The organism is Paenibacillus lemnae (assembly GCF_012933385.1).
Classification (GTDB): domain Bacteria; phylum Bacillota; class Bacilli; order Paenibacillales; family Paenibacillaceae; genus Paenibacillus_AQ; species Paenibacillus_AQ lemnae.
Genome location: NZ_JABBPN010000005.1, coordinates 163,399 through 180,080, shown reverse-complemented (window position 1 = coordinate 180,080; position 16,682 = coordinate 163,399). Strand labels below are relative to the sequence as shown.

Annotated in this window: 19 protein-coding genes and 2 other annotated features; of the genes, 4 read left to right on the top strand and 15 right to left on the bottom strand. The window is 47.0% G+C overall.

Annotated features, from left to right (window positions below):
- Positions 1 to 85: 85 nt before the first annotated feature.
- Positions 86 to 1,003: a methyl-accepting chemotaxis protein gene (locus HII30_RS21805; protein ID WP_169504524.1), complete on the bottom strand. Its 918-nt coding sequence runs from the start codon at positions 1,001 to 1,003 to the stop codon at positions 86 to 88.
- Positions 1,004 to 1,238: 235 nt separating this feature from the next.
- Between HII30_RS21805 and HII30_RS08200 the strand changes: the two genes are divergently transcribed.
- On the top strand, positions 1,239 to 1,844 hold the full coding sequence (locus HII30_RS08200; protein WP_169504523.1) for a YjgB family protein: 606 nt from the start codon (positions 1,239 to 1,241) through the stop codon (positions 1,842 to 1,844).
- A gap of 138 nt (positions 1,845 to 1,982) precedes the next feature.
- Here the strand turns inward: HII30_RS08200 and HII30_RS08195 are convergent, their stop codons facing one another.
- The 5 genes from HII30_RS08195 to HII30_RS08180 form a co-directional block, all read right to left on the bottom strand.
- Positions 1,983 to 2,171, bottom strand: a complete 189-nt coding sequence (locus HII30_RS08195; protein ID WP_169504522.1) for a hypothetical protein — start codon at positions 2,169 to 2,171, stop codon at positions 1,983 to 1,985.
- A gap of 263 nt (positions 2,172 to 2,434) precedes the next feature.
- Positions 2,435 to 2,530 (bottom strand): YjcZ family sporulation protein, encoded by a 96-nt coding sequence (locus tag HII30_RS08190; RefSeq protein WP_211184495.1) that lies wholly within the window; start codon positions 2,528 to 2,530, stop codon positions 2,435 to 2,437.
- A gap of 136 nt (positions 2,531 to 2,666) precedes the next feature.
- The gene (locus HII30_RS08185) at positions 2,667 to 3,245 is read right to left on the bottom strand and encodes a TetR/AcrR family transcriptional regulator (RefSeq protein WP_169504521.1); all 579 of its coding nucleotides are present in this window, start codon (positions 3,243 to 3,245) and stop codon (positions 2,667 to 2,669) included.
- Between the two features lie 64 nt (positions 3,246 to 3,309).
- Positions 3,310 to 3,588, bottom strand: coding sequence for an EamA family transporter (locus tag HII30_RS22005; protein ID WP_484549379.1), 279 nt, complete (start codon positions 3,586 to 3,588; stop codon positions 3,310 to 3,312).
- A complete protein-coding gene (locus tag HII30_RS08180; protein ID WP_169504520.1) occupies positions 3,543 to 4,052 on the bottom strand; it encodes a DMT family transporter in 510 nt (169 codons plus the stop codon). Before HII30_RS08180 ends, HII30_RS22005 begins: the two co-directional genes overlap by 46 nt.
- A 188-nt stretch (positions 4,053 to 4,240) precedes the next feature.
- On the opposite strand from HII30_RS08180, the gene HII30_RS08175 reads away from it, so the two are divergent.
- A complete protein-coding gene (locus HII30_RS08175) occupies positions 4,241 to 4,435 on the top strand; it encodes a helix-turn-helix transcriptional regulator (protein WP_169504519.1) in 195 nt (64 codons plus the stop codon).
- 2 nt (positions 4,436 to 4,437) lie between these two features.
- The gene (locus HII30_RS08170; RefSeq protein WP_169504518.1) at positions 4,438 to 4,911 is read left to right on the top strand and encodes a hypothetical protein; all 474 of its coding nucleotides are present in this window, start codon (positions 4,438 to 4,440) and stop codon (positions 4,909 to 4,911) included.
- A 175-nt stretch (positions 4,912 to 5,086) separates the two neighbouring features.
- On the opposite strand, the gene groL is transcribed toward HII30_RS08170, so the two are convergent.
- The 7 genes from groL to HII30_RS08135 form a co-directional block, all read right to left on the bottom strand.
- A complete protein-coding gene (gene groL, locus HII30_RS08165) occupies positions 5,087 to 6,715 on the bottom strand; it encodes a chaperonin GroEL (RefSeq protein WP_169504517.1) in 1,629 nt (542 codons plus the stop codon).
- A 62-nt stretch (positions 6,716 to 6,777) separates the two neighbouring features.
- Positions 6,778 to 7,059 (bottom strand): co-chaperone GroES, encoded by a 282-nt coding sequence (groES, locus tag HII30_RS08160; protein WP_169504516.1) that lies wholly within the window; start codon positions 7,057 to 7,059, stop codon positions 6,778 to 6,780.
- A gap of 310 nt (positions 7,060 to 7,369) precedes the next feature.
- Positions 7,370 to 8,143: a twin-arginine translocase subunit TatC gene (tatC, locus tag HII30_RS08155; protein WP_169504515.1), complete on the bottom strand. Its 774-nt coding sequence runs from the start codon at positions 8,141 to 8,143 to the stop codon at positions 7,370 to 7,372.
- Between the two features lie 162 nt (positions 8,144 to 8,305).
- Positions 8,306 to 8,539 carry a twin-arginine translocase TatA/TatE family subunit gene (tatA, locus tag HII30_RS08150; RefSeq protein WP_169504514.1) on the bottom strand — a complete coding sequence of 78 codons (234 nt, stop codon included), beginning with the start codon at positions 8,537 to 8,539 and terminating at the stop codon, positions 8,306 to 8,308.
- 160 nt (positions 8,540 to 8,699) lie between these two features.
- Positions 8,700 to 9,197 carry a MogA/MoaB family molybdenum cofactor biosynthesis protein gene (locus HII30_RS08145; protein WP_169504513.1) on the bottom strand — a complete coding sequence of 166 codons (498 nt, stop codon included), beginning with the start codon at positions 9,195 to 9,197 and terminating at the stop codon, positions 8,700 to 8,702.
- A gap of 41 nt (positions 9,198 to 9,238) precedes the next feature.
- Entirely contained in the window at positions 9,239 to 9,706 is a 468-nt protein-coding gene (moaC, locus tag HII30_RS08140) for a cyclic pyranopterin monophosphate synthase MoaC (protein ID WP_169504512.1), read from the bottom strand.
- Positions 9,697 to 10,335: a 5-formyltetrahydrofolate cyclo-ligase gene (locus tag HII30_RS08135; RefSeq protein WP_169504511.1), complete on the bottom strand. Its 639-nt coding sequence runs from the start codon at positions 10,333 to 10,335 to the stop codon at positions 9,697 to 9,699. The genes moaC and HII30_RS08135 overlap by 10 nt, the downstream gene beginning before the upstream one ends.
- A gap of 202 nt (positions 10,336 to 10,537) precedes the next feature.
- On the opposite strand from HII30_RS08135, the gene HII30_RS21800 reads away from it, so the two are divergent.
- Complete coding sequence (locus HII30_RS21800; RefSeq protein ID WP_169504510.1) at positions 10,538 to 12,493, top strand: ABC-F family ATP-binding cassette domain-containing protein; 1,956 nt, start codon at positions 10,538 to 10,540, stop codon at positions 12,491 to 12,493.
- A gap of 721 nt (positions 12,494 to 13,214) precedes the next feature.
- On the opposite strand, the gene HII30_RS08125 is transcribed toward HII30_RS21800, so the two are convergent.
- Entirely contained in the window at positions 13,215 to 14,747 is a 1,533-nt protein-coding gene (locus HII30_RS08125; RefSeq protein WP_169504509.1) for a 2-isopropylmalate synthase, read from the bottom strand.
- Positions 14,748 to 14,922: 175 nt separating this feature from the next.
- Positions 14,923 to 15,204, bottom strand: a binding site (T-box leader).
- 42 nt (positions 15,205 to 15,246) lie between these two features.
- Positions 15,247 to 15,571: a binding site (T-box leader), on the bottom strand.
- A 57-nt stretch (positions 15,572 to 15,628) separates the two neighbouring features.
- Complete coding sequence (tsaD, locus tag HII30_RS08120) at positions 15,629 to 16,663, bottom strand: tRNA (adenosine(37)-N6)-threonylcarbamoyltransferase complex transferase subunit TsaD (protein ID WP_169504508.1); 1,035 nt, start codon at positions 16,661 to 16,663, stop codon at positions 15,629 to 15,631.
- Between the last annotated feature and the right edge of the window lie 19 nt (positions 16,664 to 16,682).

The window sequence follows — 16,682 nt, the reverse complement described above, 5'->3', positions numbered from 1 at the left end:
TCTTTGCCCAGTGATCGAGTTAAAATAAAAAAAGCCTCACTTGAGCATTAGGCCCATGTGAAGCTGTGCTTGTTATCCTGGATTTTTAAATAATTTCATGAAATCGCTGTGCATGATCCTCTAACAGCTTGGAGGATGAAGACAGGCTTGAGAAATCATCAAACATGACTTTGATTTTAGTCTGGCTTTCTTGAATATCTTCTTTAACCTGGCTTGTACCGGTGGAGATCCTTAATACTTCCTTGGTCATGCCGTTGATATTATTACGCACCTCGCCGATCGATTGCTCTACGCGCACCGAAAGCTTTCGTACTTCTTTAGCCACCACATCAAAGCCTCGTCCATGCTCACCTGCTCTGGCTGCTTCAATCGCTGCATTCAGCGCCAGCAGCTGCGTCTGGCTTGCAATATCCCGTATCGTTTGTACGATGCCTTTAATCTCGTCCGCCTGATGGTGAAGTCCTTCAAGCGCAGCTGAATTCTGCTCGGACACCTCAGTGACCTGATTAATCAGATTCATCAGTTCTCCGCTCTGATGAATTCCTGCCGAGGCTTGGTTATTTAAATCTTCAGCCATGTTTTGCAGATCGTTCACCACGAGGGATATATTGTTTTGCCGTTCTGTTATGTTGGTTGCGATCTTTTGAATCCCGATAATATTTCGTGCGTCATCATCCATAATCGGCATATAGGTTGCTTCCAGCCAAACGGATTGGCCAAGCGCATTTTTACGCTCAATTTTATCCTGAAAGCTTCTACCCGATATTAATCGCTGCCAAAACGCTTCATATTCAGCACTCATGCTGAAAGTATGATGACAAAATTGCTTATGATGCATTCCGATCATATCTTCTTTGCGGTAGTTTACGCTGGATGCAAACAAGTCATTAACATATGTCACACGGCGATCCAGATCAAAACGAATGACCGCGAGATTTTTCTCTAACGCCTGTACAATCATGTGGTCCGACACAAACAAAGTTTCCTGCTGCTGTTTTAACATATGTATTCAATCCTCTCTAATTAAAGGCAATATGTAACTTAAGTCCTAGTTATATATACACAAGCATGTGATTTTTGAATCAAAGGTTATACAATAAATATATAATCTTTGTATAATTTTAATACAAAACACAGCGGAAGTATATATATGTTATTATTAACATATTAATTTTAATTATTTTCGTTTAGATCATCATAGACGTGGTAATACACTCTTAGATAAGGAGAGGATGGAAATGAATATAAACACGATAAGTAAATCAATGTTAATTGCCTTGACTGCAGGAGCTGTTAGTCTGAGCAGCATCAGCCTTGGGGCATCCGCTTATCAAGCTGAGGGTGCTGCACTAACGAATGGTACCAATTATTCTCAGGCTGATGCATCTGCAGCCAGTATGGCTCAACAGAAGCTGAACAGCTTTTACAAACCTGCCTTGAAAGGTCAATTCCCAGGTGCGGTCAGTGGTCTGACTGTGGGTAAAAGCACGCGGCAGGAGGTATATCAAACAATCGGAAATCCTCCAAAGCCTGATGAAGGGGAAAACAGGTTTGATCTTTATACCGCCCATATGGGCAATCCCGGTTATGCCGTTTCGTACAATAAAGATGATGTCATTAGTGAAATCCGCTATTTCGGGACAAATGTTGAACGCCAAACCAATATCGGCGGGATCACAAAAAAGATGCTGAAACAAAACTGGTATGCTCCAAGTTCATCAGAAACCATTTATGCAGGCCAAAAGGCCCAGTCTAAACTCACATACAACCGCGGTGAATACAAACTGGAGTTTATTTTTAACAGCAGTATAGATCTGGATCATATTAATCTGGTTGAACGGTAGTGATCTGCACGGGATCGCCCAACGGCATAGGGAGTAGGCACGCGAGCGGGGTTTAGGGGAATATATGTGGAAAACCATATATATTTCGGCATGCAGGCGGTGTTGAAGCCAATATATGTGGAAAACCACATATATTACTTATTCACGCAGTTTATTTTTCACATAGTACGTTATGACAAGTATCAGAGTTGTCACGATGAATAAAGCACTGAGCAGCGTAGCTGACTCATAGTAGGTTCTAAACCTCTCAATAGACCATTGATCATCACCGATCATTAAATCTGCGATATGATTACTGATCGATATTCCTTCTGAGTTCTCACTCAAGCTTGCAGAATAGTTTTGAGCAAGTGCAACCGTTATAAGTATGAGTAATTGCGAACCTGAAATAAACAGGTAGATCAGCAGTTTATGTTTGTTAATGGTAATCCCCCCTCATGTTTGTTTATGAATGCTGCATTATCAAATAATTCCCCTTCTATAGGATACCATATTGTTCCATTTATTCAATTTTAATCTCTTGAAAAATATGTATAAAGTGAAAAGACCCTCCAAGAGGGTCTTTTCACTTTTAGTGTTATAAATAACACTTAAACGAACGCGCTAGTGATGATAACCAGCAAAATAAACAGCACCAGGATTGCACCCACAGAACCATAACCTACTCCATAAGCAGCTCCGCCCATATTCTCATCTCCTCTTTTTACGGGATGAAAACAGTTTATTACTCGGAGCATATTTTTGACTGTGCAGCTGCCTATACCTTCTATATATAGCATCGTTTTACCTAAGCTTAAGATAATATAGGTACTACAATTTCTTTTATATGTTGTTCCGTATAAGTACTAACGCCATATCTTTACCTAAACTACTTGAATCCTTATTGAGGTTCATGGAATAGGTCACTGTTATACCCTCATGAAGCACCATTAGTCTTTCGCCTACTTCCACAGCATTTTTAACGTTCATCTGTTCCAGATAGTTGATAAATTTATCTTTTAACCATTCTTTTTCTCCGATAATTATTCTTCGGCCTGGGTGGCTTTCTTCTGAAAGTTCAGCAAATGCGTTTATAAATGCACAACCTCTTTGATTCTCGTTAATTAACCATTCTCCTAAAGTATCAAAAATAGCTAATATTTTTTGTTCAGGCTGATTATCAGCAACTTTTTCTAGATTTTCCGCAAGGAAGGTTCTCCATTTCTCATCTCTATATTTTAGATAAGCTACGATCAATTCTTCTTTGGAACCAAAACGGTCATATATTGTTTTCTTAGTTACTCCAGCTTCTTTAGCGATTGTCTCCACACCAACAGCTCTAATACCTTGCCAGTAAAATAATTCGGAGGCAGTCTCTAAAATTCTTATAGCAGCAGGTGTCATATTTTTTAAATCCACCATGTTAGTTCCCTCACTTCTATGATGAAACCAATTTAACTAAAGTTTATCATACTATCCTTTAAACTTAATACTTCCTAAGTATAATCACGCCTGCAGCACAGATAGCCATTCCCATTAACGTAAACATCCCGATAGTTTCACCAAACATAAAAAATGCCCAAATCATTGTGGCTGGGGGAGTTAGGTATAATAAACCATTTAACCTGTTTACACTCCCTAACCTTAAGTTTAACCAATAAAATCCGTAGCCCCCAATAGTAGATAAGCCTGCTAACCAAGCAACAGCTAACCAAAACCCTAGTGAAGATGGGGGAACTGCTTGAAGGACAGAACGTAAGCCCAGATAGGAGTATCTAATGACCCATTTATATCGCCGCTGACTACAAAAGTTATTCCTAGTATTCCTATAGTCAAGCCAACCCATTGATTCTTACTAGTCTTCTCTCCTAAAATTGGGCCAATTAATGCAGCTGCAGTGATGGGCTGCAAAGCAGTGATCAAGTTGGAGGTTCCCGCAGAAACACCGTTTTCCACAGACACAAATACAGAATATAAATATATCCCTTGAGCAAACAGTCCTATAACCACTTGCTGAAAAATTGTGTTCAAGGAAATTTTATGATTCTGAGTAAGTAACCACCATATCATTAATAAAATTCCAGCAACTAGAAACCTCCACATCAAGATAGTCATTGAATTTGCTTCTTGCGTCCCAAGCCTTGCTCCAATAAAACCGGAGCTCCACATAATTACGAAACCTATTGCAGCGATTAATTTTAAAGTGGATTTATTATAAATAAAATTCAATGTAATCACCCCCTATATTATACATACCGGTATAGTTACACAGGTTATTTTTTCATACAGAGAGAATATTGTCAAATAAAGCGTTTTGCGCTGAGTTTATAACTCATAACCACATTACAAAATGTAATTTATATTTGACATTTAGTAATGCGAGGTGGTATTGTGTTAGTGAAAGGAGATGAGGCATCTTGAAAAATAAAAAAATGAAGATTGCCAGAATAGAAGCTGAAGTATCTCAGGAGCGTTTAGCCGAGATCGTTGGTGTCACAAGGCAAACGGTAAATTTAATCGAGTCGGGCAACTACAATCCAAGCCTTAAGTTATGTATTGAAATATGCAGGGCACTTAACAAAACATTGAATGATTTATTTTGGGAGGAATGAGCATGAGTGGTGAAAAGATAGTTAAAGAGACTAAAACTGTTATGATTGTATCGCTGATTGTTGGTTTCGTCCTTTTGACAGTAGGTCTTGTATCCAGACAATTTGATATTGCTTTAATTTCAGACAACAAGGCACTGTTGGCGTTGTCACTTCTACCGTTAAGTCTGGCATTCGTTTCTTTCTTGAAGTTGTCAAAAATAAAAAAATCACCCCAAAAGATGCGGAGCATCATTATTAAAGAGAGTGATGAAAGACTCGTTGCATTAAATAATGAAGCCGATGCGAAAACGTTTAAAATACTCCAAGGAGTATTGTTTTTAGCCTATTTTGGTTATACATTTATTTTTCCACAGGAAGTTTTTGAGTCGGTCGGATGGTGGATTTTAATCATACTCTTATTGGGTTCTATGTTCCTGCAAGGAATCTTTCGGCATCTGATATGTAAAAGCAATTCCAATGATGGGATGAATGAATAACGAAGTCACGTTATAAAGACATCCTGACATCACGAAAATAAGACAGCTTAGAGAATGCCGGGAGATAATCCCGTCTTCTCTAAGCTGTCTTCATTTTACACAATGTGGGCAAAACGTGGGCAATCCGGGATTCTCCGAGGAGAAACCCTTGCCCCACAAGGGCTCAAGCCCTTGTTTACATCATGCCGCCCATTCCACCCATGCCGCCCATATCTGGAGCAGGTGGTGCAGCTGGTTCTGGCTTATCTGCGATTACAGCCTCAGTAGTCAGGAACATAGCCGCTACGGATGCTGCATTTTGAAGAGCGGAACGTGTTACTTTCGCAGGGTCAACGATACCTGCGTCGAACATGTTCACCCAAGTATCAGCAGCAGCGTTGTAGCCAATGCCGATCTCTTCGTTCTTCAGACGTTCTACGATGACGGAACCTTCTTTACCGGCATTCGCAGCAATCGTACGAATCGGCTCTTCCAGAGCGCGCAGTACAATGTTCACGCCTGTTCTCTCGTCACCTTCGGTTTGAACCGAAGCTACTGCTTTGTACACGTTCACCAGGGCTGTACCACCACCGGATACGATACCTTCTTCAACCGCAGCACGAGTTGCGTTCAGAGCATCTTCAATGCGAAGCTTACGCTCTTTCAGCTCGGTTTCGGTTGCAGCGCCGACTTTGATAACAGCTACGCCGCCAGCCAGTTTAGCCAGACGCTCCTGCAGTTTTTCTTTGTCGAATTCGGACGTTGTTTCTTCCAATTGGGAACGAATTTGCTTCACGCGTGCTTCGATGTCGGCTTTGTCGCCAGCACCGTCCACGATGATCGTGTTTTCTTTGGTTACGCGCACTTGACGTGCTGTACCCAATTGATCAACCGTAGCGGATTTCAGGTCAAGACCCAATTCCTCTGTGATCACTTGGCCGCCAGTCAGAGCAGCGATATCCTGCAGCATCGCTTTGCGGCGGTCGCCGAAGCCAGGAGCTTTAACAGCTACTGCGTTGAATGTGCCGCGCAGTTTGTTGACGATCAGCATCGCTTGAGCTTCGCCTTCGATATCTTCAGCGATCAGCACAAGCGGTTTGCCCTGCTGTACTACTTTTTCAAGCAGCGGCAGAATCTCTTGGGTGTTCGTGATTTTCTTATCTGTGATCAGAATATATGGATTGTCGAGGACAGCTTCCATTTTATCTGTGTCCGTAATCATGTATGGGGAAATGTAGCCGCGGTCGAACTGCATGCCTTCCACAACTTCCATTTCAGTCAGGAAGCCGCGGGATTCTTCAACAGTAATGACACCGTCTTTGCCCACTTTTTCCATAGCTTCTGCAATCAGTTGTCCTACTTCTTCGTCAGCTGCCGAAATGGACGCAACCTGAGCGATGGACTGTTTGCCTTCGATCGCTTTAGAGATGCTCTTCAGCTCTTCTACAGCAGCACGAACGGCTTTGTCGATTCCTTTGCGGATCACCATCGGGTTAGCGCCTGCAGTTACGTTCTTCAGGCCTTCGCGAATCATCGCTTGAGCGAGAACGGTAGCGGTAGTTGTACCGTCACCAGCTACGTCATTAGTTTTTGTAGCAACTTCTTTAACGAGCTGTGCACCCATGTTCTCGAATGCATCTTCCAGTTCGATTTCTTTTGCAATCGTCACACCATCATTGGTGATCAGCGGGCTGCCGAATTTCTTCTCCAGCACCACATTGCGGCCTTTCGGTCCGAGTGTTACTTTTACAGCGTTAGCCAATGCATCCACACCGCGGAGCATCGCGCGGCGCGCGTCTTCACTGAACTTGATATCCTTAGCCATGATATGATTACCTCCCTAGTAATTTGTAAAATCGTTCATCGTACGTATATGCAGGTTAATAATTAACCCAAGATCGCGTGGATGTCGCTTTCTTTCATAATCAAATATTCTTTACCTTCGTATTTGATTTCTGTTCCGGCGTATTTGGAGAAGATCACGCGGTCGCCTTCTTTAACTTCCAGCGGTACACGAGCACCGTCTTTCAAAGAGCCGCTGCCTACAGCGATAATTTTTCCTTCTTGCGGCTTTTCTTTGGCGGAGTCCGGAAGCACGATCCCGAATGCCGTGGTTTCTTCTTGTTCGATTGGTTCTACCAATACGCGTTCACCTAAAGGTCTGATCATGAAAAATAGCCTCCTTATTAAATAGTTTGTGGTGAATTTAAAATCTCTTTATGTATTAGCACTCAACCACCGTCAGTGCTAACAACCATGTTTTATGATACTCAAGTTGACTATAAATTTCAAGTCCCCTGCACGAAATTTTACGCATTTTTTACCTTTGTTAGTCTTAGCAGCAGGTTGTCCGGCAAATCCCCTCTTCCATTGTATCCATACCTGATGGGTTTATGCCTTGGTTTACGAGAAGCAAGCGTTCAAGCACTATAATATAAAAAAAGAACGCCCTTATCAGGACGCTCAGGTCGTTCTCCACTTACTCATCTTCATCTTTTCGCACGTACCGGTTCTCCACTTCCTGATCTGCCTTGAGCTGCTTTCGATAAACGAAGGCAGACAAATACACACTGAACTCATACAGCAGCAGCAGCGGAATTGTCACCAGAAAATCCGAAATGAAATCCGGCGGCGTGATGATTACCGCGATAAATACCAGACCGAAATAGGCAAACCGGCGCATTTTCTTGAGACGCAGCGGATTGAGAATCCGGATTCGGGTCAGGAACATGACGACCAGCGGAAGCTCAAACAGCAGCGCCAGCGGCAGCACCAGATTAAACATAAAGTTAAAATAGTTCGTGATGCCGTATGTCTCTTCGAGTCCCATGCTTTGCGTAACAGTAGTTGTAAAGGAAAGGGTCATAGGAAACACAATATAGTAACCGAAGGCCACGCCAGCAATAAACAGAACGAACGTATAAGGAACGTAGCGTACGGCAGCGACCTGTTCCTCTTTACGCAAACCAGGCTTCACAAAGGCCCACAGCTGATAAAATATGAACGGCACGGAGATGACCAGTGAGAATAATGCAGCAATTTTCATATAAATCCCGATACCATCCCAGAACGAGAATGCATTCAGTTCAAATCGCTGCGCCTGCGGGGATCCTGTCAGATATTGATAGATCGGCTCAGCGATAAAAAGTCCTGCAATCAATCCGCCTACGAAGAGCAGCAGCACCCATATGATCCGCTTACGCAGCTCGGTCAGATGCTCGGTCAGATCCATTTGTTCCATTTGTTCAGACACGCTTAAATTCACCTCATATTCAGCAAAACTCAAGAAGTATTCGCCCTTTCGCCACCCGACGCATTAACGATCCTTCTTTATATGTAAGAGTTCATCAACAAATTCTGCTTAAAAGAACCGAAAATCCCTCCAAAGGAGGGATTTCATATGTCTAGAGAAGCCTTATTCCGGGAGACGCTTGTCCTCCGCTTTGACTTGAACTACTGCTGGCTGCGGCTGTGGCGCCTCGTTCTTTTTGGAAGACGGTTCGTCCTCTATAATCTCACGGGCTCCGTCCTTGAATTCACGAAACGTCCGTCCGACAGCACGTCCCAGTTCGGGAAGCTTGTTCGGACCAAACAACAGCAGCGCGAGAATGACGAGCAGAATAATACCCGGCACACCGATTGGACCCATTCTAATCTCCTCCTTAAATCGCACGCAGAACATATCGTCACCGGCAGATCAATACTGCCGATATTACAACAGAACACGGACATATAACACCATCATAGCATAAATATATTTACATATATAGGCCGGAATTTTGACAACTTCTGCACAAATCTTCCTTATGTTAAGTCAATGGTTTCTCACGGTATTGACCCGTGACCATAAGAAGTGCTTCGGGCAGCTGGTCCATTACGGCAGCCAGATTCTCATGCACCCCTTTGGGTGAGCCTGGGAGATTCAATACAAGCGTCCGGCCCCGGATACCGCATACTCCACGAAACAGCATGGCACTGCGGTTTTTTTGCATGACAGCAGCCCTCATCGCCTCCGCAATCCCGGGTACCTGCCGCTCTACAACCCGAAGTGTGGCCTCAGGGGTTACATCTCTTACTGCCAGTTCAGTTCCGCCTGTCGTCAGCACGAGATCTACATGATAATAATCTGTCAGCTCAATCAATGCGGCAATAATCTCGTCTTCTTCGTCGGGCACGATCCTGTACTCAATAATTTCTCCGCCCAGTTCTTCTTCCACCAGTTCTCGAATGACCTGAGCGCTTGTATCTTCGCGTTCCCCGCGCGAGCCCTTATCGCTGGCTGTCAGGATCGCCGTTTTCCACAACATGAGAAACCTCTCCTTCCCTCTCGTCAGCGTAATCCTGAATATTAAAGTGTATAATCCCCGTTCTTGCCGCCTGTTTTGCTAATAAGCCGTGTCGGGCCGATCTGCATATCTTTTTGCAGTGCTTTACACATATCATAGACCGTTAAAGCCGCAGCGGAAACCGCGGTCAATGCTTCCATCTCGACACCGGTCTTGCCGGATGTACGGACAGAAGCTTCTATATATAGTTCATCAAGGCCGTTATCGCCAAATTGAATATCAATACCGGTCAGTGGCAGCGGATGACACATTGGAATCCAATCGGGCGTCTTCTTGGCCGCCATAATACCGGCAACCTGCGCCACTGCGAGCACATCCCCTTTTTCAATCCCGCCATCCTTGATCCGTTGAAGCGTACGCGGGTTCATACGGATGGCCGTCTGCGCAACGGCTGTTCGTGACGTCGTCTCCTTGTCGGTTACGTCCACCATCTTGGCCCTGCCCTGTTCGTTAATATGACTCAGTTCCATTGTTCCTCACCTTCCGGTTCATCAAACTTGATCAATCCCATGTCCGTCACCAGCCCGTCCAGCCGGAGATCATGATCATCCATCGGCACATTCTCCATCAGCTGCGGGCTGCAGCCGATCCCCATCCACAGCGGGCGCTTTCCGCCCTCCATGGTCAAGGCACGCAGACGGGAGCAAAGCGTATCATAATAACCGCCGCCATAACCCAGTCTCCCGCCCTGTACATCAAAAGCCAGGCCGGGGACCCAAATGACTTCAGGGATCTCCTGGAAGGCGTCTGCCGTCTGTGGATCCGGTTCGCGGATTCCGTAGGCTCCGACAATCAGCTCATCTTCCCTGGACAAACAGTACAGCTCCATATCTCGGGTACCCTTCAGGCTTCGCGGCACTGCCACGGTAACACCGTGATCCCAGGCCCAGTGAATCATCGGCCAGGTATCCAGTTCCGAGCGGAACGGAAGATATACCATCATGCTGCTTATCCCCTTTTCCTGCATCCAGCGAGTGCTGTGAAGGCATGCTTCCATGGACAGGCGCTGTCTGAGCTCACTGCCTAAAGCGTCACGAAGAACTCCTGCACGAGATCTCAACTCCCGCTTCAGGGCAGGAGTCAAGGGGTTATGATCCATGCTGCTCAAACCTGAATTCTTCCTCTCACGTACATATTTAAGATTAGTTTACCACTGTTCCTTCCTTTCGCCAAGAATGCCGGAAGTACTGCACTTTTGTCGCTTGTTTTACATTTTTCATGTAAACTTACCGTATAACAGAAATCTGATTGGATATTTGGAAGAGATCAGGAATCACCCTATAAATGGAGGTTTATGCACCATGCTTTTACAAGCAAACGGAATTATAAAATCGTACGGAGTCACCCCTGTTCTGGAAGGTGTCAATCTGCAGGTGCTGGAACGGGAACGCATCGGTCTGGTCGGTGTGAACGGTGCCGGGAAATCTACATTATTGAAAATACTGGCCGGAGAAATGTCCTATGACGGCGGGCAGATTTTCAAATCGAAGGAGACTACCATCGGATATCTCGCCCAGAACAGCGGACTCGTCTCCAGCCACAGCATTTGGGCGGAGATGATGGGCGTCTTCTCTTCCTTGACGGAAACGGAACGGGAACTGCGTCAGCTGGAGCAGCAGATCGCCGACCCTGCTTCAGCCCAGGATACGAAAAAATACGACGATTTGCTAAAGCGCTATGCTGCACGTTCGGACTGGTTCAAAGACCATGGCGGCTATGAAATGGAAACCCGCATCCGCAGCGTGCTTCACGGTATGGGATTTGGAAGTTTCCCGCCGGATACGCTCATTTCAACCTTAAGCGGCGGACAAAAGACCCGCCTGGCTTTGGCACGGATCCTGCTGCAGGCACCCGATCTGCTCATGCTGGATGAACCTACCAACCACTTGGACATTGCCACGCTGACCTGGCTGGAGGATTATCTGCGTGGTTATGCCGGCGCTCTGCTTGTCGTATCGCATGACCGCTATTTTCTGGATCGGCTGGTCACAACGATTGTTGAAGTGGAGCGCCACCAGTCCAGACGCTATACCGGAAATTACAGCAAATATATGGAGCTGAAAGCAGCCGAGTACGAGTCACAGATGAAGCAGTACGAGAAGCAGCAGGATGAAATCTCAAAGATGGAGACATTTATTCAGCGCAACCTGGTCCGGGCTTCGACGACCAAGCGTGCCCAGAGCAGACGGAAGGCGTTGGACAAGATGGATCGTATGGACCGGCCCATTGGAGATCTCAAAAAGGCGCATTTTTCTTTCGAAGTTGAATTTATGTCCGGCAAGGAAGTGCTGCAGGCGCGGGATTTGTCCGTTTCGTTTGAAGAGGGAAGTCCTTTATTCCGCCGTGTTTCCTTCGACCTCCGCCGCGGGGAAACCGTAGCCCTTATCGGTCCGAACGGAATCGGCAAGTCCACGCTGCTGAAATGTCTGACAGGTGAGATGAAGCCTGCGGCAGGAACCTTTCAGTGGGGGACAAAAGTGAAAATCGGATTCTATGACCAGGAGCAGACTCATCTGAATCCCGCCAACACCGTTCTGGAGGAACTGTGGGGCGCCTATCCGAACCTGGAAGAAGCGCGTATCCGCACCGTGCTTGGCAATTTTTTATTCAGCGGTGAAGATGTTTTGAAGAAAATCAGCTCATTAAGCGGAGGCGAAAAAGCTCGTGTATCGCTCGCCAAACTCATGCTGCTGGAAGCAAATATGCTGATTTTGGACGAGCCTACCAACCACTTGGATTTGTTCAGCAAAGAGGTGCTGGAATCTGCCTTGCTGGATTATGACGGCACACTGCTGTTTATTTCCCATGACCGGTATTTCCTTAACAAAATGGCTGAGCGCATTATTGAGCTTCATCCTGAAGGTGTGGAGCATTTCCTGGGCAATTATGATGATTATACGGAGAAAAAGAGGGAACTGCTCGAAATGAGCAGCGAACCTGGCGAGCCTTTCGAAAACGGAACCCCCAATGTAGAAAAGAAGCAAGACGCGCAGACCCCGGACAAACCTGGTGTCACCTCCTACGAAGCCGAAAAGCAGGCGAAGCGTGAAGAACGGAACCGGCAGCGCAGACTTGAAACTCTGGAGAAGAGCATTCAAGATCTGGAGTCTGACATTACCGGGATCGAATCCGAACTGGCACTGCCTGAGGTGTATCAGGATTATGTACTGCTTCAAGAAAAACAGCTGCTGCTGGATACTAAAAAAGCGGAGCTGGAGGAGATCTTTACAGAGTGGGAATCACTGCTGGAGGATTAAGATCATGGGACTTTGACAGGCAATACCCAACCCTTGAGTCTGTTCATAAAAAATTCACATTTAAAAGTATGAAACTCGAGTTTTGGTTGTGCACAGTTTTATCCACAAATAAAGTGTATAACTCGAAAGGTAAGTTGGCTATTTTATAGGGATTTATGCTGTTAGACTGGCTTATCCCATATTTTATCCAGCTTTATCCACTAAGTTATACACATTATCCACAGTTCAGCTATCATTTTGTGAAAAGGTTATCCTTACTTTCAGCATCCTTCAAAATGCCTTCATGTCAGCCTTCCACAGAGTTATGCACATTTTCGTGAGAATATGTGTATAACTCTGTCCACAACTTGACATCCCGTTTGTTTCATTATTGCGCAAACTGGTTATATGGGTGTCCAATAGTCACCAAGTATCTGTGATGAGGATGATTGAGATAAATAAGCTTGAATTCCAAGCTTATTTATCTCATTTCTACTGCAATATTTTTTTAAGATTGGTTTTCAGTCTTAAAGTGGCTGAACCTTTCAATTTAGACGAGAAATAGGCCTGAATTGGAAAAATAAGCTTGAAAAACAAGCTTATTTGGACGTGCTGCATCTATTTGGTAGAAATAAGCCTGGAAAACAGTCTTATTACAAAATGCTGGGCACTCGCCGCTGAGCTACGGGCGCTGAGCAAAAGGCAGCCGCCCCCTTCCTAAAGGGGCGGCTGCCTTTCCATATCACATCGAGAGCAGCGCGGCATTACATGCCGCGACATAAGCGAGGCCGGCGGCCATCACAATATCGGCATGCACAGCAGTGCCGCGGCTGATCTTGCCACCCCGTTCCACCGTGACAGCCGCTTCGGCTCGTGCGTCCTCACCGCGGCTGAGCGAATGCAGTTCCAGATCCAGAAATGAAATGCTTTCGCTGATCCCCTGGCGGATGGCTGAGATCACAGCCTGTACAGGGCCGTCGGCTGATCCAGTCCAGGACTGTTCTTTCTGTTCATGCAGCTGGCGGATGCTCACAACAGCCTCTTTCTTCCCGTGACTGCCTGCAGTCACCTGAACTTCGCCCAGCTCATAGATGTGGACCGGCTTTCCGAGGGTCGTTCCCGCCATCTTCAACAGCTGGTCATCGCTGACCACCTTTTGTGAGTCTGCTGTCTCCTTGAATATCGGATACAATTTCTCGATATCTTCAGCTTCAGCTTGCACACCGTAACGAACTAACCGGTCCTTCAGTGCATGACGGCCTGAATGCTTGCCGAGTATGATCATGCTGCGGGGAATGCCCAGCTGTTCCGGATCCATTATCTCATAGGTGCTGCGGTTCTTCAGCAGGCCATCCTGATGGATACCCGATTCATGCTGGAAAGCATTACGGCCAACCACCGGCTTGTTAAATGCAATCGGAAAATGCATCGCCGCACTGACCATCCGTGACGTATCATACAGCTTCTCTGGAGAAATTCCCGTCTCTGCCCGAAGGCTGTCTCCACGTGTGGCCAATGCCATGACCAGCTCCTCCAGTGCGCAGTTCCCTGTACGTTCTCCCACACCATTGATGGTTACCTCAATCTGGCTGGCCCCGTTACGGATGGCTTCCAGACTGTTCGCAACGGCCAGCCCAAGGTCATTGTGACAGTGAGCACTGTATGCCACGCCATTGCCTCCCCTTGCCCCTTCCCGTACGCGGCGGAACATCTCTCCATACTCGCCGGGCAGCGCGTATCCTACGGTATCGGGCAGGTTAATGATGCTCGCACCCTCCTGTATGACAGCCTCCACCATTTCGATCAGATCATCCATTCCTGTTCGTGAAGCATCCATGGCTGTGAACTCGACCACATCACAGAACTGTCTGGCATAGGCCGTCATTTCCCGGGCGGCTGCCACGACTTCTTTACGGCTCTTGCGCAGCTGATGGGTAATGTGAATGTCAGACGATGAGATGAACAGATGGATCCGCCTTCTAGCGGCATCCTGTGTGGCTTTGACAGCCGCATCAATGTCTCCCTTTACAGCCCGGGCAAATCCACAGATTTCAACCTGCTGCAGCTGGCGCGAAATCGTCTGGACCGCCTGGAATTCTCCGGGACTGGATACCGGAAAACCCGGCTCCAGCACATCCACACCCAAGTCTGCCAGCTGAACAGCCAGCTCCAGCTTTTGTGCAGGGGAAAGGCTTGCTCCCGGCGCCTGCTCTCCGTCACGCAGTGTTGTATCCATGACCTGCACTCTTCTTTTTCCAGCCTGACTTTGATCCATATGATGATCCTCCTTGATTTGTAATTTGTAATATACGTAACTCTTTCAGATTTCTTTCTTGATGGCGTCCGCACGTCGACTTGCGTCCGCCTGCCCTCCCTTTCGCTGCCGGCAGCGTGATGAAATCAGCCCATAGTCCAGCCCATTTCAACATAAAAAACCCGTCATCTCCTATTTCAGAGACGACGGGTTTAACCCCTCCGCGGTACCACTCTGCTTGACGCTTACACATTGGCATCCCTGCCGTGAAGCGTCCGCTTCAGGCTGAAACCGTTCTTCGCAATTGGCCAAATAGCGAAAACACAGTTTCAGCTCACCTGATGACGGAGGCATCCGTAAGAAGCATTCCCTTCTTCCGCTCCCGGGCGAGTTTCAAAGGCACTGTGTCCGCATCGCACCTTTCTGCGGCTCTCTGATCACAGCTTTCCTTCTACTTGCTCCCGTTCATTGCGTTTATGATATATAGAATAAAAACATAAAAAGCCTGTCGTCTCTTATTGCAAGAGACGACAGGCTGAACTGTCGCGGTACCACTCTTGTTGACTTCATTACAACCCATCCTAGACGGGTTTCGTCATAAAGCCCACTTGATCGTCCATTTGCAGCTCAAGGCTGATCTGGACGGGCCGGTTGACGGCGGCAAACCGTAACGGGATACTGCACTGCAGGCGAATATTCAATCCGCTGATGGCTCCTGCAAGGATGCCATGTTCCCCCATTCCGCTCCCAGGCGAGCTTCGTGATGTTCCGGTCTGCTGCGTTGCACCTCCCCGCAGCTCTCTGTGATGACGGAATATCCTACTGTTCCTGTTCTTCGCGTTTCTACAATTTGGAATTGAAATTGATTATAAGGTTCTGCAAAATCGATGTCAAGCCTAAACTTACCATTCTTCCAGTTTAAGCTGGGGGTCTGCCTTGAGATCCAGTTCGCTGGTCAGGCCATGCTTCCATTTCAAATGGGCAGCTGCTCCGATCATTGCTGCATTATCTGTACAATAGACATGCGGCGGAATCGTCAGTGGAATGCCTTCCTCTTCACACCGGGACGTAAGGCGCTGACGCAGTCCCTGATTGGCTGCTACGCCACCGCACAGCAGGAGCTGCTTGCTGCTGTATTCCTTGACTGCACGAACCGCTTTTTCCACCAGGACCTCGGTAACTGAATCCTGAAAGCCCTTCGCAATCGCAGCAACCGGAACCTCCTGCCCTTTCATCTTATGCTGATTGACTGCATTCAGAACGGCCGATTTCAGGCCGCTAAAGCTGAAATCATAGGAGTCCGGCGCAAGCCAGGATCGAGGCAGATCTACCGTTTCTTCCGCTCCAAGTGCCAGCTTGTCGACATGAGGCCCGCCGGGATAAGGAAATCCCAGCGCGCGCGCCACTTTATCATAGGCTTCGCCCACGGCGTCATCCCGAGTCCGGCCGATCAGCTGAAACCGTCCTTCTTCCTCCAGATGTACCAGCTCGGTATGTCCCCCGGACACAACCAGTGCCATGCAGGGGTATTCCAGCGGACCGACGATCCGGTTGGCATAAATGTGGCCTGCGATATGATGGGTTCCGATCAGCGGCTTGTCCAGCGCGAACGCCAGACTTTTGGCAGCGACGACCCCGACCAGAAGTGCGCCGACAAGCCCCGGTCCCTGGGTAACTGCAACGGCTGACAGGTCCTGGAGATCCACGCCTGCCTGCTGAACTGCTTCCTCGATGCTTAATGTGATCACTTCCACATGCTTGCGCGATGCCACTTCCGGCACCACACCGCCAAACGCTTTATGTGTCTCAATCTGGCTCGCAATGACGCTGGACAGTACCTCACATCCATCCTTCACCACCGCGACCGAAGTCTCATCACAGCTCGTTTCAATCGCCAAAATCAGACTTTTATCTTTGATATCTATTGATGCACTCATGATCATCCTTCGCTTCCTT